Below are 22,571 nucleotides of genomic sequence, written 5' to 3' on the forward strand. Positions count from 1 at the left end.
TGTTTCCTCCACAGCAAAATAGTGTTGTTTCATATATAAAACATTGTTTATTATTTAAAACTAGCCTAATAGGCTGAGCGATAAACAGTCAATCGAATGTTACTCATATGTAAAATATTTGTTTTGAAATGTGCAGTGTGTCGAGATTATGGTCATTTTTAGTTTCATATGAGAAACAAAATGGGCTGAAAATAGTGTGACTATCGTTTGATGGATAAAATCATAAAATAAGGGATTATCATTATTTCACGGTAAATTACCCACTATAGTGGTAAAAAATAAATAACAGCAAAGAGTGAGAATTATTTCTGATATGAGAAAGCCTTTATCCATTAAGGCGTTTTTTTATTTTCTTCAGAGAGAAGGAATAGGAAAATTGAAAGGAATGAGATTTAAAAGTTTATATTTTTTAGTTAGTTACTAAGAATTAAATTAAAACCCACCGAAGTGGGTTAGTGAATTATCGTACTGTTAAGACAGAAATCTTAGAGTTTTGGATGATCATCGAAGCTGTTGATCCTAAGAAATACGTTGACATTCCAGGGTGTCTAGAACCAATAACAATCAAATCTGCTTGAATATCATCGGCAATACGCAAAATTTCATCCCTAGGCGTTCCCATGACGACCTGAGCGGTAAACTTTTCTTTAGGAAGATTAAAATCTTTAATAATATCAACTAATTGATTTGTTACTTTATCTTGTTCGCTATCTGCCTTTTCGGCAAAACCAAAGCCCATAGAGGTATAAAAAGGGATAGTAGGAATAACGGCTAAAAAATGAATATGAGCGCCTTCTTCCTCCGAAAGGTATTGAATATGAGGAAGTACAAGGTTTGCTAAATTTTTCTCTGTAATATCAATAGGAACTAAAATTTTTTTATACATATTGTTCTCCGAACAATTATCCAAGCCTATTTAAAATCTATCCGCTAAAAACAATCAGTAAAAATAAAGATAAGTTTAATATTTAATCAATTTAACATCTTATAGCCAATACAAAAATGGAGTTAGCTAACAATAACAATACAACGTTGTAACGAACAATACTTTGACGGCGGCTTGAAGTTAGAAAATTAAAACGGTTTGATGAAAAAACAGTTCATTTGTGCGGTTCCCCATTGAATGACTATCTTTCTCATCTTAGTTATTATATGGTTTATATATAAATCGTAATATTTTATATGTTAATGAGGTGCTGTCTTGGGAATCGTGAAAATTTCAGATGATCTGCATGACTATTTGCGCCGTGCTAGCCAAGTGATGTCACGCTCGATCAATTCTCAGGCTGAATTTTGGATAAAAATAGGTATCCAAGCCGAATTAAATCCCGATAAAACCTTCACAACGCTTATCAGCGAAATGCTAGAAAAAGAATCTGTTAACCATAAAGGGAAGTACCATGAGTAATATCACAATCAAAACAGCTGAAGAAATTGAATTGATGCGTGAATCCGGCCGTTTATTAGCCAAAGTATTTGCGATGTTAGATACTTTTATTGTGCCGGGTATTACGACCATGGAAATTAATGACAAGGTTGAAGATTATATTGTTAATGAATTGCAGGCGAGACCAGCCAGCAAAGGCCAGTATGGCTATCAATATGTATTAAATACCTCCCTTAATGAAGTGGTGTGCCATGGCGTACCGAAAGCTGATGAACATTTGAAAGCCAGAGATATTATCAATGTTGATATCACATTAGAGAAAAATGGCTTTATTGCAGACTCAAGTAAGATGTATGTGATGCCCGAAGCCTCACCATTAGCACGTAAACTTGTTAAGGATACTTATGAGGCTATGTGGGAAGGGATCAAACAAGTCAAACCAGGGGCAACACTAGGGGATATTGGTTCTGCAATCCAACACCATGCAGAAAAAAATGGTTATAGCGTGGTTCGTGAATATTGTGGTCATGGTATAGGCCGTGAAATGCACGAAGCTCCACAAGTGCTACATTATGGTGTACGTGGGCAAGGGGTTACCTTAAAAGAAGGGATGACATTCACAATAGAGCCGATGATCAACCAAGGTGGTATGAAAATTAAGACCAAAAAAGATGGTTGGACAGTTGTGACGCGAGATAAAAAATTATCGGCCCAATCAGAACATACTGTTTTAGTGACCGCAACCGGTTATGAAGTTTTAACTTTACGCGATGAAGAAAAAGCATTTGTCGCAAAACATCATCTTTAAAATTTGACGATGGCTCTGCAAAGCCGCGAGTGCGGCTTTCAGACTGTTATCGCGAAGCATAATAATTAATTTCATAACGCTGGCCATATTCGCTCTTGGGATTCAGTCTTTCAAACAGAAAATCGATAGCCATTCTTGTTTTATGGGGTAAATAGTGTCTATTAGGATAAACCGCATAAATAGAGTGTTCTGGCAATGAGTAATCCGTCAGTAAAGGGGTTAGCATACCTTTTTCAATATAAGGGGCGGCGATAAAGCAGGTTAGCAGCGAAATTCCCACTCCTTGAACAGTCGCTTCGCTATTATTGGTCAAGTCGTATCAAGCTTTATCTTAGATATCATCAACAGGCAGGCTGGAAATCATTTACTCTTACAATCGATAGGGTTGCTATTGATTATTTTAGGCGTGTATTATCAATACATAAAAAAAGATAATTAAAATGATAATCATAAAGGTAATATTTTGTTGTCAGTAGGGTTATATTTTTTGTGTTGTCATTTGAAGAGTAATAATTATTAATGACTAAAGAAATAGCATATTTAGGTCGAGAAGAGTTTGTGTAAGGATCCATTCTGTATGCTAGTTTATATTAGATAATATAAATTAAGATATGTAAACAATTAATGATTGTGATTTTATTTTAATCTTATTTGGCTTGGTTTTCACAATGTTTGTAATACTATTCTTTTGTTATTACGATACATAAGTAGAATGTGAAATTAATTTTAATGACTATTGAAATAATTAATATTTAATATCATATGATTGTGATGCCCATTATTTCGATAGTTTTATATAAACAATAAGGGGGCTTCATTTATTGACAATAAACTAGCACTCCATTTAGGAGGTACCATTATGCATGAAAAAAATATCGATTTTTGGGCGCAAGTTTTCCGCTGGGTTCAACTCAATTTACCTTTATTAAGTGGTGTTATGTTAGCAACGTTGATTGCATTTGTTAGAGAGTGGCGAGAGAGTAAAAGTACATGGCAATCATTAGCAGAAGCTGTAATATGTGGTGCTATTACAGTCAGTGCTATTCGAGCGCTTCAATGGTTACTTGTCTATTTAAATTATTCTGATGCTTGGTCATCACTTGCCGAGTTTTGTGGTGCGATGATAGGTTTCCTGGGTACAAAGAAGCTCAGTTGGGTTATTGATTCGATGTTGATTGCAATTCAAAAACGCTATAGAAATAAAGAATAATATTTTGAAGTATAGAAAAATCATTCTTATCAGAAATAAGTTGTACGATAAGCCCAAAATGAGGCTTATCGAGATACCTACCTTAAGAAGATACTGTTATTTAAAACGATTATAATTCTACTGCTATCTTAATTACCATTTAATGATTACCTAACTATCATCTCTGATCCCTTCAATAAGAGAATTATTTATTTTTTACTGCATCGGTATCAATATAAGAAGAAGTATATTGATATCATTAATCAAATGCTAATGAACTCCATAATGGCTAATTTTATGCTCTAAAAGAGAACAATCTTGTGGTGTTCCGCAATGATGGGTAAGATCTCGTGTTTTGTTTGTTTATTAAACATGTTATTTCTCTGGCTAGCTTAAAGCGGTAGGAAGTTTGTGTGAAACCATAAAATCTATTACTCTTTGCATTATCTCTAATTAACTTAAAAGGTTTAAGCTGATGACGGAGCCAATGAAAAAGCCGAGAACAAAACCCGCAAAAGAGAGATTGGATGATTTAATGAATGCTGCTGAGCATTTATTTCTCACGAAAGGTTTTTTAGAGACAACAGTGAGTGAAATAGTTAGCCAAGCCGATGTGGCGAAAGGTACTTTTTACCACTACTTTAAATCGAAGGATGAGATTTTAGAGGCTTTGCGCGAGCGTTATATGACATGGTATTTGGGAAAAATTGATGATGCACTGAAAGAGAAGGTGGACAGTCAAGCGATGCTAAGCCAGTGGTGTGAAAGCAGCGTACAATACTATGTTGAAAAAAGACGTATTCATGACATGCTATTTCATGAAAGTTTTCATACGTGTAGCAACGTACATGAACAGCGGGCAATTTCACAAGTGAAAAAAATCTTGTTACATGGAAAGGCGCAAGGTGTTTGGTCAGCAGAGCCAATTGGGCTGGTTAGCTCTATGCTGTATCACAGCATGCACGCTGCCGTCGATGAGCTTGCATCGAGCCTTGAATATGATGAGAACACATTAGGCGCAATACTTTATCAAAAGTTACTCGGTTTAGTTCAATAACACCGTATCTAATCACTCTTCTATCCTTCTAGAAATAGAAGGATGCTGTCATTTAAATCTGTCTTGTACTGAAGTTAAATTACATATCTAAAAGTGACTAAAAAACAGTAGGTTAAGCGACTGTTTTTTATGATTGAATCGTTAATACTATCATGTTTTTATCGTTTGATGATGACATTTTAGCGTTAAAATCTAAACTGATTTTTGCCAGTGAAAAAGCTAGAAAAATTTATTCTGGATGTGTTATATCATCGGAAAATTACTTGTCTGGACATGTTTTATGTTTAATTTTTCCGAGTTTATTAATGATACACCAATTGACTCTATCTTATTGTTTATAATTACATTTTTCTTGCTCATTATTTCAGCTTATATCGGTAAATTTATCTTTAAGCGTAAGAAGCTTAATGATGATATTGCTGATGACGAAGCAAAAATTATATTAGGGGCTATCTTATCGTTATTAGGCTTATTGATTGGTTTTGTTCTCTCAATCTCGATCAGTGGCTACAACAATCGTCAGCAAACAGAAGAGAATGAAGCGATTGCGATAGGGAATGCTTACCAACGAGCGCAATTATTAAACAGCAGTGACAGACGTGAAGCAATCCATTTATTGCAGCAGTACCTAGAGGCGAGAATTGAATTTTTTAAATCAGGTGTCAGCGATGAAAATAATCAATGGCGGAGAGTCTCATTAGAAAAACAAGCTACCTTGTGGGAAATTGCGGTTAAAGAGGCAAATCAATCACCAAATCCAGTGATCGCCTCGGTATTAACTGCATTTAGTGATCTTTATCTTTCACAACAAAAAACGATGGCGAGTTGGCGGCATCAAATACCGAATGCAGCATGGTTCTTATTAATTTTCTTTGCGATTTGTTCTAACGTTTTAATTGGTTATAACATTCGAGGAACTAAAGGTAAAAACTGGCTGATCCTCATATTGCCATCATTAACAACACTGGCACTATTTATGATCGCAGAAATTGATATTCCCGGTGAGGGGGTCATTCATGTGACGCCGGATGATTTAATATCATTACAGGAATTCTTATTTAAAGAAGGGGCGTTAGTCGGGAAACTTGATTAAATAAATATGCCCCGTAACGGAAGTATTACGGGGCACTATGGTTAGCGGACAATAATGCCTAAAAGAATACCAATAGCACCAAAGTCTGCATCACTAAATGTGGTATTAGCGATACCAATGTCACCAAGGACAGGTAATAAAAAGACAGGTAAGAAGGTAATGAGTAAACCTTGTGCAAAGGCACCTAAAATAGCGCCTCGGCGACCTCCTGTTGCGTTACCAAAGACTCCCGCCGCTGCACCAACAAAGAAGTGTGGCACGACACCTGGGATAATGACGGTCATATTCAACGCATACAGTATGAACATACCGATAATACCCGCAGCAAAACTGCTTAAAAAGCCGACTAACACGGCATTTGGTGCATAAGGGAAAACAACAGGGCAGTCTAGCGCTGGTTTAGCATTTGGAACCAATTTATCCGAAATCCCTTTAAATGCGGGTACGATCTCCGCAATTACCATACGTACACCTTGCAGAATAATGTAAACACCCGCAGCAAATGTAATGGATTGCATTAATGAGAACATAAACCAGTTTTTGCCACCGCTGACTTCACGAACATAATCTCCTCCCGCAAATAAGCAGGTAATAATGAAAATAATGAACATAGTGAATGAGATGGCAACTGGCGTGTCTCGTAGGAAAAGCAAACTTTTTGGCACATTCATATCTTCAGTAGAATGTTCTTTGTTGCCAAATTTGCTGCCAATAAAACCTGCAAGGACATACGATATCGTTGAAAAGTGACCAATTGCAACGTCATCAGAGCCAGTGATTTTTTTCATGTATGGATGTGCAATGGCTGGGAAGAACACCATACAAAAGCCGACGATTAATGAACCAACAACCACTAACAGAGTGCCTTCCATACCCGCTGTTGCTAAAATTACGGCAACCATCATCGACATGAAGAGTGTGTGATGCCCTGTGAGAAAGATAAATTTCCAAGGGGTGAGGCGTGCAATTAAGATATTAATTAACATGGCAAAGAACATGATCATTGCCATTTCACGGCCAAAACTCTTCTGGGCGATAGAAACAATCGCTTCGTTATTTGGAACGACGCCATTAATACCAAATGCGTGTTGGAAAATAGCGGAGAAATCGCCTAATGAACTAACAACTAAGCCAGCACCCGCTCCTAAGATCACAAAACCCATAATGGTTTTGATGGTGCCTTTAATACATTCGGTGGCGGGTTTCTTTTGAGCGATAAGGCCGATAAGCGCTATCAAACCCACTAAAATAGCGGGTTCAGATAACACATCTTGCATCAGAAAACGAAAAAATGACATACAGCCTCCGCTTATAGTGCGCCGAGATTACGTAAAGCCACACTTAAGTGCTCTTTCATTGCCACTTTGTCTATCATATTTTCCAAAGCAACAATTTCTCCAGCAACTTGTTGAGCAACCAATTGTTCGGCAATATCTTTGGTGCCAACAAAAATATCACTGGCGGTACCTTTAGCTGAGCCAAGATCAACGTGGTCAACCTCGGCACTGACTTGAAGATCTTTTAAAATATTTTTGATGCTCATTTCCATCATTAGGCTAGTGCCTAAACCATTTCCGCATACGACTGTAATTTTCATATTGTTTCCTTTTAATAATTAATAACGCGCGATGATGTTGAGGATGTCATCGACGTTTTCTGATTGCATGATGTTGTCAATATCTTCTTGGTTATCAAAAAGTTCAGCGAGTTTAGCGATAGCGCCGATATGGCTGTTGCTATCGGTTGCGGCAAGAACAATTAATAACTTAACGGGATCGTTGCCATCGGCACCAAACTCGACACCGCGCTTAATAACGGTAAGACCAAGAGATAGCTGATTGACGCCGTCTTCAGGGCGAGCATGTGGCATTGCAATGCCTGGGCCTAGTACATAGTAAGGACCAATCTTTTCATGTGAATGAATGATGGCATCAACATAAGATTGTTGAATACGGTGGTTTTTGAGGAGTGGTTCGCAAGCGATTTGGATCGCATCGCGCCAATCGGTGGCACTTTCAACAACCTGAATGACGTTGGGGGTCAATAATGTGGTTAACATTAAGTTTGCTCCTGGTGGTGTAAAACTATTTTTAGCTTTTTTTCTAACTAAGGGCATAGTAGTGATCAATGGTAGCGCTATCTAGTCGAATTATTCATTTTCGTGATAGCGCTATCATTTCGCATAAATAAAGCCAATAAAAACTCAAGAACACGAAAGTCCACTCATGAACAAAACTAACCTGTGGTAAGTTATAGTGAGATAAGAGTGAATAGAGCAAAAAATAATTTTTTATGGAAAAAATACGCAAGAGAAAGAATACAGGACGAGTTACGCTACAGGATGTGGCTAAATATGCAGGCGTTGGTTCAATGACTGTATCTAGAGCGTTGCGTACACCTGATTTGGTCTCAGATAAACTGCGAGAAAAAATCAATGAAGCAATCACTGAGCTAGGATATATACCAAATTCAGCCGCAGGTATATTGGCATCAGGTCAAAGTCGCACAGTTGCTGTATTGGTGCCTTCATTAAGGGATTACGCAAGCTCTGCATTTCTGCAACCATTACAAGAGGTCCTCAATAAAAATAGCTATCAGGTTGTTATTGGTAGTCATAACTATCAGCAGAAAAAAGAGTCTGAAGTCCTATTTACGTTACTGCAAAGTAACCCTGCTGCTGTGGTTATTTTTGGTGGGATTAATTCAGAGAGCGTATTTAGTTATCTCAAAAACCTTGATATTCCTGTTATTGGTGTGGCGGGGGAGTCGAGTCATCTATTCTCATTAAATATAAGAAGTAATATTGGTGAAGCCGTATTTTTTCTAACCAACTACATGTTGCAAAAGGGATATCGGAAAATAGGCTATATTGGTGCTCAGATGGATAGCAAAATACAGAGCCAACAACTGAGTGGTTGGACTAAAGCGATGCTAAATCATTATCATAGCGCAGAGCAAAGTATTACGACACCGTATGTGGCGACAATGGATTTTGGTCGTCAAGCGATTAGTGAAATGTTAACTCGGCAGCCGGAATTAGATGCAGTAATATGCAGTCATGAAATGATTGCGCTAGGTGTTTTGTTTGAATGCCAAAGAAGGTTAATTAAAGTGCCTTCTATGTTGGCAGTGGCTTGTGTTGAAGGGTCGTCTAATTGTGATTATATTCACCCGTCGTTAACATCGGTGCGTATTGATTACAATAAAATGGCGAAAGAAACGGCGAAAAAATTACAAAAATGGTTAGCTGAACCTGATAGTGGTTCTCCGCATCAACAAGAAGAAATTATTTTTCCCTATAAATTCGAAGCAAGGCAAAGCGCATAATGATGAAGTTTGTTGTTTTTTTGTTAACATTATTGGGTTTATCAACATCAACGGTATCAGCGGCATCGATAGCGAAAGGATATTTACCAGCAGTACAGAATATATATGTATTGTTTAGTGGGGTATTAGTAAAAGGCCCAGTGAAAGAGATAAAAGCGACTTTTTATACCGAAGATAAGACGGTGACACAGGATATCCAATTAAAATTGGATCAAAAGAGTTGCATTGAAAGCTTTGAATCAATTTCTCATGGCATACAACAGCATATTCAACTCAAAAGAGATAATAACCAACTGAAGGGCAGCAGCAATGAAGGGGAAATTATCATCGATTTAGACGAACAGTGCCGTTTTATATCCCAAAAAGACTCTTATGGTACGACGTATTTTGAATATGATGAACGTAACTACATTAAGAGTATCCATTCTAAAGAGGATAACGGCACCGTTGATAAGGTAGTATATAGTAATTTAGGTGAGTTACAGGAAATGAATTACTATGATAAAAATCAGTTATATATGCAAACTCTCTTCAAGCCATTAGCTGATATAAACCGTTATGCGGATATTCAAATAGAGCAGAAAATGTTAGGTGATTTGGGCTATATTTCTGAGAGAAAATGCCAATATAATCATTTTGGTGCACCAACAAATTGTCAAATTTTGACCAAATATGATGTTGATGGAGAGATGCAAACTCAACGGCAATCTGTCGTGATTGACACACAGTTTGAGGAGTGACAATAAGCACAAGATTAACTTATTGATTAAATAACAGTTAGCTTGTGTGCCATGCAAAAGCGGAGGGGATCGTTAAAAGAAGTCACGGCACTTGAATTTGTGTCTATTTAATGAAACTCACATTTTTTCGATGAGCGCCTCTTAAGTGAAAACTAAGGAGGCGCTTTTTAATATTATTCTTTATTAATTTGCATTTTTCTTTGAATAAAACGCGTTTCTGCTTGCTGCAAGTAGCTTTGAATTAATTGGTAGATTTCGTCGCGTCGATCGTATAAATCGCTATTATTTTTCAATATAGGTTCAACTTGTTCGATAAATCCCTTCATAAAATCATTAAGCTTTAACTGCTTGTGAGCAATCTGCGCGTAATAAAATTGATATACATACGATGCATGTGTATGGGAGAGAGGAGCACTTGCGTTAAAATTGTTGGTTGCAAGTAATAGCAATTGAATGTTTGTCATGGTACACCCTATCAGAGAGACACGTAGATGCTACCGGACTAAAATAAAATCTATTGTCAAAATTAGCCGTAAAATTTTAGTTTTTCAATCAAAGGGCTATTTATAGGAATATTCTGTATTTGCTGTTGTTTGCTGGTATGGCCTTTATTTAATCGCCCCTTTCTTACTAGTCGCTAACCTCCCTCAAAATCATTAATTTTCATAATGAATATGGCATTAAGAAACACAAATACTCGCAATAAGAGTAGTTGTTTTTGAGTTTATATGTAAATTATTTTTATGTTTAGTGTCTGTTGTAACATTTAGCTTATGGATATGGGCATGTAGTACTACAGCATGTTTCCACGCGAGAGAGGAAAGTTGCATCATCGTACCCGTTCAAAATTGATAGAGAACGTTAATGACAGAATGCAGGTGAGTACTTTGTATAAAAAGACATAAAGAAACACACTACAACTAAAGAGGGTAACTGATCATTTAGCTGAGGATTTTCTTCATGTCGGTTATCTTGAAAACAAGATACATACAAGCAAATATCAGCAAAAGCATCATGTGATAAACACTAAAAAACAGAATAGGTTGCAGAATATATTGCAATTGAGAGGACAGTTTTTATTTTTTTATGATCAATCTACTCCTATTTAGGGTTGGTTAATACTCTGTAATACATATTATCTAATTGAATAATTTATTTATGTTTATTCATGCTTGAAAATGAAATATGATTAATACTTAAATTAAATAACTATTTTGAGTGTTATACCCAAGAGTTCTTTTTGGGAGGAAGACACAAATTGTAACAGTTTGCTGTATTGCTGACTCTTATTTTTAAACATTATTACTGTTAGGATTACTCTCGGTTTGTGTGAAGGAATGCGTAAAGACTGAAATGGCGAGCATTTAATTGTTACTATCTATTATATTGTAAGGATTTTTTAATCGATGAGAGTTCATTTTAATTTATATAGTAAGGTAACTTTAAGTAATTAATAGGATGTATATCTCTATTAGAAATAGCACCTCAATCCATATTATTTAGAAATACTTGATTAAGATACCTACTGTTCAAGTGATCTGTCTTTATTATCAAATTACTCGTTGTGTTATACAAGAGCGAAAAGTATGAATATGGTTAAATTGCTCATTACTGTATTACTTATTGGTTGTTCATTTTTATTAGGGGTAATGGTTAATTATAAGCCAAACCCAGATCTGATTAAATTGGCCAAATACAATGTGGCAGATTACTTGTCTTATCCTGAATCCGCATCATTTAGGAATATTAAGTATAATTTTATTCGCTCAACGGCTGATAAAGGGGAGGTCGGCTATGTTTGTGGTGAAGTACTGCGTGTTAAAAATGCAAAAATCGAGGGTTATAAGCGATTTGCCGTAAAAACGTATAAAAATCAAGATGGCAGGATTGCACTATCGATTCCGCTCGTAGAAGGTGATTATGATTTGTTACCTTTATCGGTCATGGAATCTTTATGGACAAGATATTGTCAGTAAATAGATATTTTATTTTACTTTTTATTAACATTTAAAACGTAAAGTAATAACTGTTTAATATTATTAGGTATCTACAGGAAAGGCTTGAATATTAGCAAAGCTGTAAATTAACTGGCTATAAAGATTAACGCTTGATAACGTCGCTATCATCAAGCGTTTTCTTTATTGTTATTTATTTAATGTATTGATTAATAACTGATGGCGGCTATTGTAAAACTTAAGATAGGTCATATAACCTGCCAAAATGGTCGATAAGCTGGCTGTTGCTAGTAACATAAAAGTGACCATGATTTGATATTTCACTGCTTCTAATGGATCAACCCCAGCAAAAATTAATCCAGACATCATACCGGGTAAACTGACAATACCGACGGTTTTTGCGGAATCTACAGTCGGGATCAAGGATGCGCGAATACTGTCTCGAATAATGGCGATAGAGGCCACCTTAGGTGTTGCACCTAAACTTAGCATCTCTTGTATTTGTTGTTGTTGGCTACTAAATCGTTGGCCTAGATTATTGAAACACAGACCGACAGCAATCATGGCGTTTCCTGCGATCATGCCTGTGATTGGAATAACTTGCATCGGGGTAAAAGCTATTGCTTTTGTGATGATCAGTATTAATAGGGTTAAGAGTGTTCCAGAGGTAATGGCGATAAAAGCGGTCAAAAAGATTTTATCAATATATTTACTGCGCTTTTTGGCATTCCAAGCCGCATTAAAACAGATAAACATCACCATCGCGATAGTCAGAACTTCATGATCAACATTAAAAATGTATTTTAGAATATAGCCAACAATCAATAGCTGGATGATAGCGCGTAGAGTGCTCCAAATAATATCTTTTTCTAATGCCAGTTTTTCTTTATGGCTGATAAAGATAGCGACCAAAACAAGCATAATAGAAAAGCCCAGAGATTCATTGGTAATAGTGGGTTGGTGCATGACTCATTCCTATTTATCTGCATTATGGACGGGAAGGGTAATAATGTCATCAGCATGTGCAATTTCATCCTGATCATGAGTCACCCAAAGAATAGCGATATTTTGTTGTGTCGCTAATTGGTGGATTAGCTCATTAACTTTTACTTTATTTGCTTCGTCTAATGCGCTGGTTATTTCATCTAACAGTAATATTTTTGGTAGAAACTGAAGGTTGCGAATCAACGAGATACGTTGTTTTTCTCCACCAGATAATTCATTAATGCCTTTTTCTAATATTGAATCGGGTAAAGAAAAGTAACCAAGGTCTTTATAAATTTTATCTTTATTAAACGGTAGCTTACGTATCTGATAAGGGAAAAATAAGTTATCGTAAACGGTGGCTCCAAATAAAGAGGGGGTTTGAGTGCAATAAGAAACCTGTTGGCGATATTCCTCAGGGGGGATGGTTGAATAGTCATTGCCATTGAAGATAATTTGCCCTGAGGTAGGGGAAAGTAATGAAGAGATGATCTTAAGTAGCGTACTTTTACCGCATCCCGAAGGCCCCGTAATGAGTTTAAATTCACCAGCCGATAAATCAAACTGAACTTTATCTAGTATTGTTTTGTTATCAATAACATATCCAATATTTTCTAATTGCAATAAACCGCGGTTTTTATCCATTTTTACGCTTAGCCCATAGAGTTAATGTGACGTCATGCAGGCAATTTTATAATTGATCATTGATTTGCTCGCGACATGAAACGGAACAAGGAATTTACCTTGTATTGTAATCCAAAATATTATGCGCCATTCACGCTAAGATTGACATATTAAGCGGAGCAGGGATCAAATAAAGAAGATGATTAGGATTAAGAAAATACATCTATTGATGGTTTTTAAACCATATTACATGGCTTAATCAAATAACGATATGTAGCAATAGGAATGTCATTAATGGTAGTGCAAAGAAATTAACGTTACATTGTGTTTAACAAGAGAAATTCTTAAAGCTGGGGCTATTTACCTTGTTGTTAATTGCAGATATTCTAACAAAAGGAGATGGCATTCCTCCTGTTTAAAAACCGTCCAAATAAAGGGCTGATGATGCCTGCGTTCACCTTTTTAAATGATAGGGTACAGGTATTATGTGCCCTGAATATTTGGGGTATAAATGAGAGAGATCCCGTTCATTTATCCCCTTAAGCGCGATAAGGGGCTTCGTATGTATGCATCACTTTTTTCTATCGCATTAGGCTCAATTTTAGGTGGCTGGCTAAGATGGTTTGTGGGGCTGAAGCTGAATAACTTATACCCAAATATTCCGATGGGAACTGTTTTTGTCAATCTTGTCGGGGGATTTGTTATCGGTTTTGCCATTTCTTATTTTGCCAATGCCAATATTAGCCCCAATTATAAACTATTTATTGTCACCGGCTTTTGTGGCGCGTTTACTACATTTTCCACTTTCTCTTTGGAAGTATTAACGTTGATCCAAGAAGGGAAGTTAATGGTTGCATTGAGCACAATCGCCATTCATGTCATAGGCGCACTCATTTTTACTTTTTTAGGCATGATGAGTCACCACTGGCTCACTCAGTCGTAATCAACGAGTAGGGTAGATAGATGTAGGTGAAAAATGTGGTTGTTAGGCATTCGATAATCATCTTCTGATATTGCTGTGTTGAGAGCGGCAATCGTAAAATATTTCCCCAATTGATCTGTAAAATCGAGATCAACAGCAATAAATAGTCTGTCGTTCCACGATGGTGTATTTTGAGGTGGTTATTTTTCCATTATGGCTAAAAGGATGACTAAAGAAATCTAACGCACTTTAGCTATGATATTATTAAAGACTATCTCGACAATAAATCCCCCATTATTTTTGGATAAAATATCACCAGATAGTATGTGATCTTAGTGATGGTTAGTCGTCATTTTATGGTTATTGTGAGTAAAAAAACACGTTTCGAGGGTTAAATTTAACAAATTAGTAATAAAGTAGATTGTTTGGAATAACTGCTTTTACTTGCCTACAAAATTATTCTTTTCTAAAAATAATAAGTATATTTTTTGCAAACTCTCCATCTGACAACAGAATATAATCCCGTTGATTAATAAATAAACTAAAGTGTTATTCATTGTTAATGAGCTTTAATTAGAACGATAACGCTGCTCTTTAGCTAAAAAACAGACTAATTCTAATGTTATATGACGCTATGGTGTCATTTGTCACTGCTAAGGGGATGAGTCTTCTATTTTGCTATTCGCCCATTCTTCTAGAACGTTATCTATACATATTGATTTTCGATGATATTATGATTTTTACTGCTGTTTTTTATTAATAGCAGCGAAATAATCTTAATTTTGGCTATATATCACACCATCACTAAAAATATATTTTGTATAAAAATAAATAATAAAATTTATCATCTAAAGAAAATTGAATTAGAAACAGATATTGACGGGGAAAAGTTATGTCACAGATGTTAGCACTGTTTATTATCGTTTTGATTTTATACATTGGGGATGCTATTGCAGTAAGAACCAAAGCGTGGATCCCTTCCGTATTTGTATGTGCTGTTTTATTCCTATTCGGTTATTGGACATTCTTCCCTAAAGATATCGTCAGCATTGCCGGAATACCGCAAGTCGTGGCGGTGATGTTGATGTATCTGTTAATTACTAATATGGGAATGCTGCTATCACTCAAAGAGCTGTTACGGCAGTGGAAAACCATTTTAATTTCGTTATCAGGGATCTTGGGCATCATTGTTTTTATTTATGCTGTCGGAATGGTGTTATTTGACCTGAATACGGTATTAGTGGCGATCCCTCCATTAGTCGGTGGTATTGTGTCATCCTTGATCATGTCTAAAGGTGCTGCTGATGCGGGTCTTATTGACCTATCGGTTTTTGCCATCCTTATTTACGTTATGCAGGGGTTTGCGGGTTATCCATTGACAGCGGTAATGTTAAAACGTGAAGGGCGTCGAGTGCTTGAGCAATATCGTCATGGTCAGTGGAAGGCGTCATTATCGGTTGAAGGGGCCGATAATGTTGAAGTGAAAACAGTTGTTTCAGAAGATGAGATGCCGAGATTATTTAAAAAAATTCCTTCTCACTACAATACCAGTTACTTCAAGTTTTTGCGCTTAGCAGCGGTGGGGTACCTTGCTTATTTAGTTTCTACATGGGCAGCACCTATCGTGAGTATTAGCCCGTTTGTATTATGTTTACTATTTGGCGTTATTGCATCGTCACTGGGCTTTTTGGAAAGACAACCGCTACAAAAAGCGAATGGTTTTGGTTTTGCCATTATGGCGTTAATGCTATTTATTTTTGACACTCTGAATCATGCAACCCCAGACATGTTATTAAGGCTTGTCTACCCTATGTTGGTGCTGATCATTGCAGCCGTTATTGGGATGTATTTAGCTTCGTGGATTGTGGGAAAAATACTGGGTGTCTCTAAAGAGATGGCCTTTGCCGTGTCGTTAACCGCACTGTATGGCTTCCCTGCCGACTATATCATTACGAATGAAGCCATCAATGCGCTGACCAAAGATGAGAAAGAGCGTCAAATTTTGACCGGACATATGTTAGGGCCGATGTTAGTCGGTGGATTTATCTCAGTAACCATGGTTTCTGTGGTATTGGCTGGGATTATGGTTGGTTTTATTACACCGCTTGCAGGGTAAATGATGATGGAAACAAGTACATTAAGAATACAACGCCATTTAGAACAATTGGCTGAATTTACAGCAACGCCGGGTCAAGGAACGACACGAATGAGCTATAGCGAGCAAGATAAGCAAGCACGTGATTATATAAAACAGCAAATGCGTGCACTTGGCTTGCAAGTTCGAGAAGATGCCATCGGTAATATTTATGGTCGTTTAGAAGGCTCAGAGGAGGGATTGCCTGCTGTGATTATTGGTTCACACTTTGACTCTGTTCCCCATGGCGGCGCTTTTGATGGCCCGGCAGGAATTGTGACAGGGTTAGATGTGGTTGCGCGTATTCGTGAACAACAATTGCAACCCCGTTACCCTCTTGAAGTGATCGCATTAGTCGAAGAGGAAGGAACGAGTTTTGGTCGTGGCTTGATGGCATCAAGTGTCATTACTGGGCTTATCGGAACTCAAACGCTATATCAACTGAAAGATAGGCAGGGTGTTTCGGCAGCGCAACGCATGGCAGATGCGGGCTTTAATGCAGATAAGGCGGCAGAGGCGGTGCTGGCACCTTCATCAGTCAAAGCTTTTTTAGAATTGCATATTGAACAAGGTCCAGTGCTAGAGCAGGCCAATGAAGATATTGGAATTGTAGATATTATTGTTGGTATTGCACAACTGGAAGTGAAGCTAAGCGGTAAGGCGGGACATGCAGGAACGACACCAATGGATATGCGCGCTGACGCATTAGTCAACGCTAGCCGTATCATTAGCCAAATTCCTGATATTGCTACTGCCGCTGGGGATAATACGGTTGCAACAGTAGGGCGATTAAACGTCTTACCAAATGGCGCAAATGTGATCCCAAGTGAAGTGACTTTTAGCGTCGACATTCGCTCAAGAAATGAATCCGCTTTGCGTAACACCATCGAGCAGATCATTGCATTGGTGAAACAAGAGAGTGCTAAAGGCAATATTCAAAGTGATATCGTTCAGCCTCTTTATGTGTCTCCTACCGAATTAGCCCCTGAAATCCATCAATTGATGGTACAACATGCACAAAAGCAAGGTTTGCGTTATCGCACTATGGTCAGTGGTGCAGGACATGACACGATGATTTTTGCCGGTATTACGCGCACGGGGCTAATTTTTGTGCCTAGCCGTAATGGGTTAAGTCATCACCCTGATGAATGGACGGATTATGCACAAATTGCGCTAGGAGCCGATGTAATGTTCGCGACGGTTCGTTCGCTAACAGAGTGTTAAAGTGAAGAGAAGTATTATGTGATTAAGCAGATGAAGGCGTCTGTGCATAAGAAGGTAAAGGTAGAAAAATGGTAAACACAACAATTACAGCAGCGATCAAAAAACATACCGCAGATATGATTGCATTTCGTCGAGACCTGCATTCACACCCTGAATTGCCATGGGAAGAAGTACGAACCACTAAACGGATTGCGGAAGAGTTAAGTAAAATCGGTATCGAATATCGTTTAACAGAGCCAACAGGCATTATCGCGGAAATTAAGGGCGGTAAACCGGGAAAAACCGTTGCATTACGAGCTGATATCGATGCGCTACCCGTACTTGAGCTGAATGATGCATTAGACTATAAGTCTCAAAATCAAGGAAAAATGCACGCTTGTGGTCATGATGCGCATACCTCTATGTTACTGACGGCGGCAAAAGCGTTGTATGAAATTCGTGAAGATTTGAAAGGCAACGTAAGGTTGATTTTCCAACCGGCGGAAGAGATTGCTCAAGGTGCACGTGAAATGGTCAAGCAAGGTGCAATTGACAATGTTGATAACGTTTTTGGGATGCATATTTGGTCTACAACCCCCTCTGGGAAAGTCTCTTGTAATGTGGGGGGAACCTTTGCGTCGGCGGATTTACTTGTCGTGAAGTTTAAAGGACGTGGCGGCCATGGTTCGATGCCTGAAGCAACGGTCGATGCGGCTGTTGTGGCTTCTTCTTTTGTGATGAACTTACAAGCTGTCATTTCACGGGAAACATCGGCACTTGAGTCTGCAGTGGTCAGTATCGGTAAAATGGACGTGGGAACGCGTTTTAATGTTATTGCGGAGAATGCAGTATTAGACGGAACGGTACGTTGTTTTAATATCGAAACTCGGGATCGTATTGAAGCGGCTATCAGACGTTATGCAGAACATACCGCAGCGATGTATGGGGCTACAGCAGAAGTTATTTATACGTATGGAACACTGCCTGTGATCAATGAAGAGCGTAGTGCGCTATTGGCGCAATCTGTCATTACACAAGCATTTGGTGAAGATGCGTTGATGTTTGAAAAACCAACGACAGGTGGCGAAGACTTTAGTTTTTATATCGAAAATATTCCAGGTTGTTTTGCTTTATTAGGTTCAGGAAACCCTGATAAAGATACACAGTGGGCGCACCATCATGGGCGTTTTAATATTGATGAAGACGCAATGGCAACGGGAGCTGAACTGTATGCACAATATGCATGGTCCTATTTACAACAGGATAATTTCTAGTTGATGGTTCACCTTGTCGCGATAATCGCGGCAAGGTTTTATTTGTATTCTTACCTGCCGATAGAATCGTTTTATCTCATCGTTAAATCACAAGATACCTTGATGGATATTGTGAACATCAAAAATAAATCTAGCCATAAATATCATCTCCCCTAAAAGAGACGCAATTTAAAATTTTTAGAATACGTGAAGTATTAAGATTAAAATTTAGCTATAAATATAAAGAGAGAGAACGTTTTTATTTTTATTCTATTAAAAATGGTGATTTTGCGACGAATAAATAAATTATTAATATAGTGTTTAAAATATTTTACCAAAATACGCATAGTCAAATATAAACAAATGATTGTATATTTCACTTAAGTGGCCTATTTTATTGACATGCTTGTTTTCATTAATATAATTCGGTGAAGTTTTACTTATATTGTGATGAGTAACAATAATTGAAACTCATCACAATTAAGCTAAGACTCATGATGTTTAAATATCGCTTTTCTTAAACGTTGTTGCTGCTCGAAACGTTGCTCTTGTGTTAATTGAGCGTCGTGAGAAAGCTGTGCCAGTAATATATTCATATTTGAGATTGAGTTTTCTGCTAATAGTGCGTCAACGTGTTTAACAATATTGTCGTAGTGTTGCATAACTATCTCCAATAGACATGATTAAAAATTATAACACATGGAATGTGGGTAGTATTATTTATTGTGGCTGTCGATGATTTATTTTTTATTACATCTAGCATAGGAATAAGATATTGAAATTAACCGTTATACTGCTGTGTTTTCTACTGTGTGCTTGTACATCAAAATGGGAACCAATAGGCTCTGTGGAATGGACTTACCAAGAGGCAGATTCACAATGTGAATTTGATTCTTTTAAGCGATTTCCAGTTCGTAACGAAGTCGCCCAAAGAACGGTGTATGAAACAATTACGAAAAAATGCAAGAAAAACGATGAATGCGGTAAAGAGAAAACTTATGAGGAAAAAGTTCCCAAGACGGAAAGTTATGTTTTGGATGTGAATAAGGATAGCCGCCATCGCGAATATATGAGTTGTATGAAAAGAAAAGGGTGGCAAGAGAAAAATATCTACTTTTGGGAATAGGCGCTTGCTAGCGTTTAATTAGATAAAAACTCAGATAGAGCCTTATGTGATAACTGAGGCTCTATCTATTGAGTATGCGTCAAATGGTAGACATCTAATTTTGTTTATCAATGATCATGACAGCCATGGTATTTGGCTCAAGTGCTCGCATAATATGCGGCTCATCACCGGGGTAGTGGATATAGTCACCGGGAAACAACTCTGTTGGGTTATCTAAAGGGCCAACCATGGCACGACCGCTCATCAAAATAATATGTTCACTCACACCACGCATATGAGGTTCTGAAATACGATCTCGCCCAGGCTCAGCAACCACAGTATAGATATCACGTTGTGAGTTTGCGGGTGCTGCTGAAAGTAAAAAAGCGAGATAATTAGCATGTTCAGCACTGACTTGAATACCATCACCATGGCGAATGACGGTGACTGGCTCATGTCTATCTTCAATTAATCGAGAAAACGGCACATCTAAAGCGACACAGATAGCCCATAGAGTTTCAATACTTGGATTGCCATTTCCGGCCTCTAGTTGCGAGAGTGTCGATTTAGCAATGCCCGCCTGACGAGAGAGTTCGGAGAGTGACAGACCACTTTTTTGCCGTTCTCTGACTAATGCTTTGGCGATTAACTCAATAGGTGGAGTGAAGGAGCTCAAGTTTTAGTTTCCTATTTTGATTGCACTTTTAGATAACTACCGACATAATGAACGAACGTATTATATATCGAACGATTCATTATGCTAACCTCAACGCTTAATCATAGCACGGTAAAAAACATTGCACTGGTTTGTCTTGCGGATTTAATTGTCGGCATCTCATATGGGGCACTAGCGCATTCTCAAGGATTTGATTTTTGGGTTCCTTTGACTCTTTCTATTTTAGTGTTAGCAGGGGCGTCAGAATTTCTTTTTATTGGAGTCATTTTTTCAGGCGGAAGCCCTATTTCTGCTGCCTTGGCGGGGTTACTCGTGAATTCACGGCATATTCCATTTAGCTTTGCCGTCAGTGAGTTAGCGGGGAAAGGCCCAAAAGCGCTATTGGGCTATCATATTATGAATGATGAAAGTGTGGTATTTGGGTTATCTCAGGAAACTGAAAAAGAAAAAAGAGCGGCATTTTGGTTATGCGGATTAGGGATATTAATTTGTTGGCCAATAGGCGTATTGATTGGTGAAGGTGTAGGAAGCTTTATTCAAGATACTCATACACTTGGTATGGATGCGATGTTCCCCGCAATTATATTGGCGCTTTCATTACCCGCATTGAAAGATAAGCGATTGCGGTTAGCGGCAATCGTTGGTGCTGTGATTGCCGTGATCGCTACTCCCTTTTTACCAGCAGGGATCCCCGTATTACTGGCCTTATTAAGCTTAGTTATATATGTGAGAGGTTAATAATGATGGATAACCCATGGCTGATTTTGAGTGGAATTTTATTGCTGGCAGTGGGCACTTATCTAATGCGCTCATCGGGTGCCTTGCTCAAAGGAAAAATTATTTTATCAGATAATAGCAAGGCTCTGTTTTCAGCAGCAGCTATTGTGATCTTGTTTTCAGTTGCGATGACTTCGACAGTATTTGAAGGTGACCATTTTTCGGATATACCTAAAATAATTGGTGTGTGTGTAGCCGGATTGCTTACTTGGTATCAAAAACCTTTTATTGTCATTGTGTTATCTGCTTCTGTGGTGACCGCATTACTGCGCTTAATTTTTTGATATTAGCTTAAAACGCCCCGTTCAAACGGACAAGGGCGTTTAATTCACAATAATTTGATAAAACGAGTGGATGGAAATTAAACGGTAAGATCTTTGATTTCGTCCGTTGCTGCATTTTTTTGGACAGAAGCAATCCCTTTTAATGCCGCTTGTTTAGTTGAATACATCTCGCTACTGGCGATAATCTCATGATTGGCCGCTTTAAGAACAAAATAATAAGGCTGAGCGGTGTCTTTTGTTGATTTTTTCAGTTCAAAATAACCCATGATTGACTCCAAAAATGGTATAAAGTGGACACTCAGAATGTCGCAATACTCGCTATTGCCTCTTAAGATTAGAAATAAATAGGCAAATTTACTAGTTTTAGAGCCTATTTAATTTGAAAAAAAGCCTCTATAACATAGAGGCAATCGTAGGATTAATAGAACTAATTATTGTTAGTTTAAGATAACGAATATGAAGAATAGATGCTATTTGATTCTGCATATTAATCTAAAAGGTCGCATCTATAGATATTTTATTTTAGCGTTTATTGTGCAGCAGGCTCTGGTGCTGGTGCACTCTTTGTTGGTTGTGATGTGGGTTTCTGTTTTGCTGGCACATATTCAGGCACTTCAATAATACTCATTTTAACAAGGTAACGTTTACCATCAGCCGCTTTTGGTGCGTCATTCGCTAATTTTTTCAATGTCTCATTCGGTGTCGTTGTTTGTTGAGCAACACTAAACAACACATTGTGGTGGTTCCCCATATGTGGGCGTGAAGAGCGGTTATCAGGGCCATTGGCTGCTGCGGCAAATCCAACAGACATTAACATGAGAGCAAGTAAACCAGAATTTAGTTTGTTCATTGATATATCCTCTTATTTGTATTGATTCAGATAATCAATTAATTCATTTTTTGCCGCAATCGCTTTTACTGCCTTTGACCGAAGCTTCACAATTACTGCACTTTTTCCATATTTTCTACTTAATTAGCCCCGCTCGTATCGACAAGGACTATAAAAAAGCATCACTTGTGCGGTGTCTACTGAGTGGCTGGAAGGCGGCATGA

27 protein-coding genes and 1 riboswitch are annotated in these 22,571 nt (G+C 37.7%); of the genes, 15 read left to right on the forward strand and 12 right to left on the reverse strand.

Features of this window, described 5'->3' with window-relative positions:
* Positions 1–460: 460 nt before the first annotated feature.
* Positions 461–886: a universal stress protein gene (locus tag PSE69_RS07535; protein ID WP_272675197.1), complete on the reverse strand. Its 426-nt coding sequence runs from the start codon at positions 884–886 to the stop codon at positions 461–463.
* A 315-nt stretch (positions 887–1,201) separates the two neighbouring features.
* On the opposite strand from PSE69_RS07535, the gene PSE69_RS07540 reads away from it, so the two are divergent.
* Both PSE69_RS07540 and map read left to right on the forward strand, forming a co-directional pair.
* Positions 1,202–1,408 carry a ParD-like family protein gene (locus PSE69_RS07540; RefSeq protein WP_014658170.1) on the forward strand — a complete coding sequence of 69 codons (207 nt, stop codon included), beginning with the start codon at positions 1,202–1,204 and terminating at the stop codon, positions 1,406–1,408.
* A complete protein-coding gene (gene map / locus PSE69_RS07545; protein WP_004918978.1) occupies positions 1,401–2,195 on the forward strand; it encodes a type I methionyl aminopeptidase in 795 nt (264 codons plus the stop codon). Before PSE69_RS07540 ends, map begins: the two co-directional genes overlap by 8 nt.
* Before the next feature lie 46 nt (positions 2,196–2,241).
* On the opposite strand, the gene PSE69_RS07550 is transcribed toward map, so the two are convergent.
* Positions 2,242–2,508, reverse strand: a complete 267-nt coding sequence (locus PSE69_RS07550; RefSeq protein WP_230088948.1) for a LysR substrate-binding domain-containing protein — start codon at positions 2,506–2,508, stop codon at positions 2,242–2,244.
* A 546-nt stretch (positions 2,509–3,054) separates the two neighbouring features.
* On the opposite strand from PSE69_RS07550, the gene PSE69_RS07555 reads away from it, so the two are divergent.
* The 3 genes from PSE69_RS07555 (at position 3,055) to PSE69_RS07565 (ending at position 5,534) form a co-directional block, all read left to right on the forward strand.
* Positions 3,055–3,405 carry a phage holin family protein gene (locus PSE69_RS07555; protein WP_004918982.1) on the forward strand — a complete coding sequence of 117 codons (351 nt, stop codon included), beginning with the start codon at positions 3,055–3,057 and terminating at the stop codon, positions 3,403–3,405.
* A 466-nt stretch (positions 3,406–3,871) separates the two neighbouring features.
* Positions 3,872–4,441, forward strand: coding sequence for a TetR/AcrR family transcriptional regulator (locus PSE69_RS07560; RefSeq protein ID WP_225829579.1), 570 nt, complete (start codon positions 3,872–3,874; stop codon positions 4,439–4,441).
* A gap of 280 nt (positions 4,442–4,721) precedes the next feature.
* Complete coding sequence (locus PSE69_RS07565; protein WP_076914600.1) at positions 4,722–5,534, forward strand: bestrophin-like domain; 813 nt, start codon at positions 4,722–4,724, stop codon at positions 5,532–5,534.
* Between the two features lie 41 nt (positions 5,535–5,575).
* Here PSE69_RS07565 and PSE69_RS07570 read toward each other — a convergent pair whose 3' ends face one another.
* Genes PSE69_RS07570 through PSE69_RS07580 form a run of 3 tightly spaced genes read right to left on the reverse strand, consistent with a single transcriptional unit; the run spans position 5,576 to position 7,593 of the window.
* Complete coding sequence (locus tag PSE69_RS07570; protein WP_014658176.1) at positions 5,576–6,832, reverse strand: PTS ascorbate transporter subunit IIC; 1,257 nt, start codon at positions 6,830–6,832, stop codon at positions 5,576–5,578.
* Between the two features lie 11 nt (positions 6,833–6,843).
* Positions 6,844–7,131 (reverse strand): PTS sugar transporter subunit IIB, encoded by a 288-nt coding sequence (locus PSE69_RS07575; protein ID WP_004918996.1) that lies wholly within the window; start codon positions 7,129–7,131, stop codon positions 6,844–6,846.
* An 18-nt stretch (positions 7,132–7,149) separates the two neighbouring features.
* Positions 7,150–7,593: a PTS sugar transporter subunit IIA gene (locus tag PSE69_RS07580; protein ID WP_014658177.1), complete on the reverse strand. Its 444-nt coding sequence runs from the start codon at positions 7,591–7,593 to the stop codon at positions 7,150–7,152.
* Positions 7,594–7,826: 233 nt separating this feature from the next.
* On the opposite strand from PSE69_RS07580, the gene PSE69_RS07585 reads away from it, so the two are divergent.
* Both PSE69_RS07585 and PSE69_RS07590 read left to right on the forward strand, forming a co-directional pair.
* On the forward strand, positions 7,827–8,861 hold the full coding sequence (locus PSE69_RS07585; RefSeq protein WP_041705293.1) for a LacI family DNA-binding transcriptional regulator: 1,035 nt from the start codon (positions 7,827–7,829) through the stop codon (positions 8,859–8,861).
* Positions 8,861–9,601 carry a YnfC family lipoprotein gene (locus PSE69_RS07590; RefSeq protein ID WP_004919004.1) on the forward strand — a complete coding sequence of 247 codons (741 nt, stop codon included), beginning with the start codon at positions 8,861–8,863 and terminating at the stop codon, positions 9,599–9,601. The genes PSE69_RS07585 and PSE69_RS07590 overlap by 1 nt, the downstream gene beginning before the upstream one ends.
* Positions 9,602–9,774: 173 nt before the next feature.
* Here the strand turns inward: PSE69_RS07590 and PSE69_RS07595 are convergent, their stop codons facing one another.
* Positions 9,775–10,065 (reverse strand): hypothetical protein, encoded by a 291-nt coding sequence (locus PSE69_RS07595; protein ID WP_004919006.1) that lies wholly within the window; start codon positions 10,063–10,065, stop codon positions 9,775–9,777.
* Positions 10,066–11,187: 1,122 nt separating this feature from the next.
* On the opposite strand from PSE69_RS07595, the gene PSE69_RS07600 reads away from it, so the two are divergent.
* Complete coding sequence (locus PSE69_RS07600; protein ID WP_004919010.1) at positions 11,188–11,577, forward strand: hypothetical protein; 390 nt, start codon at positions 11,188–11,190, stop codon at positions 11,575–11,577.
* 168 nt (positions 11,578–11,745) lie between these two features.
* Here PSE69_RS07600 and fetB read toward each other — a convergent pair whose 3' ends face one another.
* A complete protein-coding gene (gene fetB, locus PSE69_RS07605; protein ID WP_004919013.1) occupies positions 11,746–12,522 on the reverse strand; it encodes an iron efflux ABC transporter permease subunit FetB in 777 nt (258 codons plus the stop codon).
* Positions 12,523–12,531: 9 nt separating this feature from the next.
* The gene (fetA, locus tag PSE69_RS07610) at positions 12,532–13,185 is read right to left on the reverse strand and encodes an iron efflux ABC transporter ATP-binding subunit FetA (protein WP_004919017.1); all 654 of its coding nucleotides are present in this window, start codon (positions 13,183–13,185) and stop codon (positions 12,532–12,534) included.
* A gap of 365 nt (positions 13,186–13,550) precedes the next feature.
* A riboswitch (Fluoride riboswitch) is annotated at positions 13,551–13,622 on the forward strand.
* Between the two features lie 104 nt (positions 13,623–13,726).
* On the opposite strand from fetA, the gene crcB reads away from it, so the two are divergent.
* From crcB to PSE69_RS07630, 4 genes are all read left to right on the forward strand, one after another.
* A complete protein-coding gene (gene crcB, locus PSE69_RS07615; RefSeq protein WP_014658179.1) occupies positions 13,727–14,107 on the forward strand; it encodes a fluoride efflux transporter CrcB in 381 nt (126 codons plus the stop codon).
* An 871-nt stretch (positions 14,108–14,978) separates the two neighbouring features.
* Complete coding sequence (locus PSE69_RS07620) at positions 14,979–16,202, forward strand: hypothetical protein (RefSeq protein ID WP_272675198.1); 1,224 nt, start codon at positions 14,979–14,981, stop codon at positions 16,200–16,202.
* A gap of 3 nt (positions 16,203–16,205) precedes the next feature.
* Complete coding sequence (locus PSE69_RS07625; RefSeq protein WP_223854756.1) at positions 16,206–17,444, forward strand: Zn-dependent hydrolase; 1,239 nt, start codon at positions 16,206–16,208, stop codon at positions 17,442–17,444.
* 68 nt (positions 17,445–17,512) lie between these two features.
* Positions 17,513–18,697, forward strand: a complete 1,185-nt coding sequence (locus PSE69_RS07630; RefSeq protein ID WP_004919023.1) for a M20 family metallopeptidase — start codon at positions 17,513–17,515, stop codon at positions 18,695–18,697.
* Between the two features lie 464 nt (positions 18,698–19,161).
* Here PSE69_RS07630 and PSE69_RS07635 read toward each other — a convergent pair whose 3' ends face one another.
* Complete coding sequence (locus PSE69_RS07635; RefSeq protein ID WP_004919027.1) at positions 19,162–19,338, reverse strand: DUF2526 family protein; 177 nt, start codon at positions 19,336–19,338, stop codon at positions 19,162–19,164.
* 113 nt (positions 19,339–19,451) lie between these two features.
* On the opposite strand from PSE69_RS07635, the gene PSE69_RS07640 reads away from it, so the two are divergent.
* The gene (locus tag PSE69_RS07640) at positions 19,452–19,802 is read left to right on the forward strand and encodes a hypothetical protein (protein ID WP_088499351.1); all 351 of its coding nucleotides are present in this window, start codon (positions 19,452–19,454) and stop codon (positions 19,800–19,802) included.
* A 94-nt stretch (positions 19,803–19,896) separates the two neighbouring features.
* Here the strand turns inward: PSE69_RS07640 and PSE69_RS07645 are convergent, their stop codons facing one another.
* A complete protein-coding gene (locus PSE69_RS07645) occupies positions 19,897–20,457 on the reverse strand; it encodes a helix-turn-helix domain-containing protein (protein ID WP_004919030.1) in 561 nt (186 codons plus the stop codon).
* Positions 20,458–20,538: 81 nt separating this feature from the next.
* Here PSE69_RS07645 and PSE69_RS07650 point away from each other — a divergent pair, with 81 nt between their 5' ends.
* Positions 20,539–21,195 (forward strand): AzlC family ABC transporter permease, encoded by a 657-nt coding sequence (locus PSE69_RS07650; RefSeq protein ID WP_014658184.1) that lies wholly within the window; start codon positions 20,539–20,541, stop codon positions 21,193–21,195.
* A gap of 2 nt (positions 21,196–21,197) precedes the next feature.
* Positions 21,198–21,518: an AzlD domain-containing protein gene (locus PSE69_RS07655; RefSeq protein WP_004919032.1), complete on the forward strand. Its 321-nt coding sequence runs from the start codon at positions 21,198–21,200 to the stop codon at positions 21,516–21,518.
* 77 nt (positions 21,519–21,595) lie between these two features.
* Here PSE69_RS07655 and PSE69_RS07660 read toward each other — a convergent pair whose 3' ends face one another.
* Together PSE69_RS07660 and PSE69_RS07665 are read right to left on the reverse strand one after the other, a co-directional pair.
* Positions 21,596–21,784: a YegP family protein gene (locus PSE69_RS07660; RefSeq protein ID WP_004919033.1), complete on the reverse strand. Its 189-nt coding sequence runs from the start codon at positions 21,782–21,784 to the stop codon at positions 21,596–21,598.
* A gap of 263 nt (positions 21,785–22,047) precedes the next feature.
* Positions 22,048–22,368 carry a hypothetical protein gene (locus PSE69_RS07665; RefSeq protein ID WP_088499350.1) on the reverse strand — a complete coding sequence of 107 codons (321 nt, stop codon included), beginning with the start codon at positions 22,366–22,368 and terminating at the stop codon, positions 22,048–22,050.
* Positions 22,369–22,571 lie beyond the last annotated feature (203 nt).

Source organism: Providencia sp. PROV122, assembly GCF_028482365.1.
In the GTDB taxonomy this organism is placed as follows: domain Bacteria; phylum Pseudomonadota; class Gammaproteobacteria; order Enterobacterales; family Enterobacteriaceae; genus Providencia; species Providencia stuartii.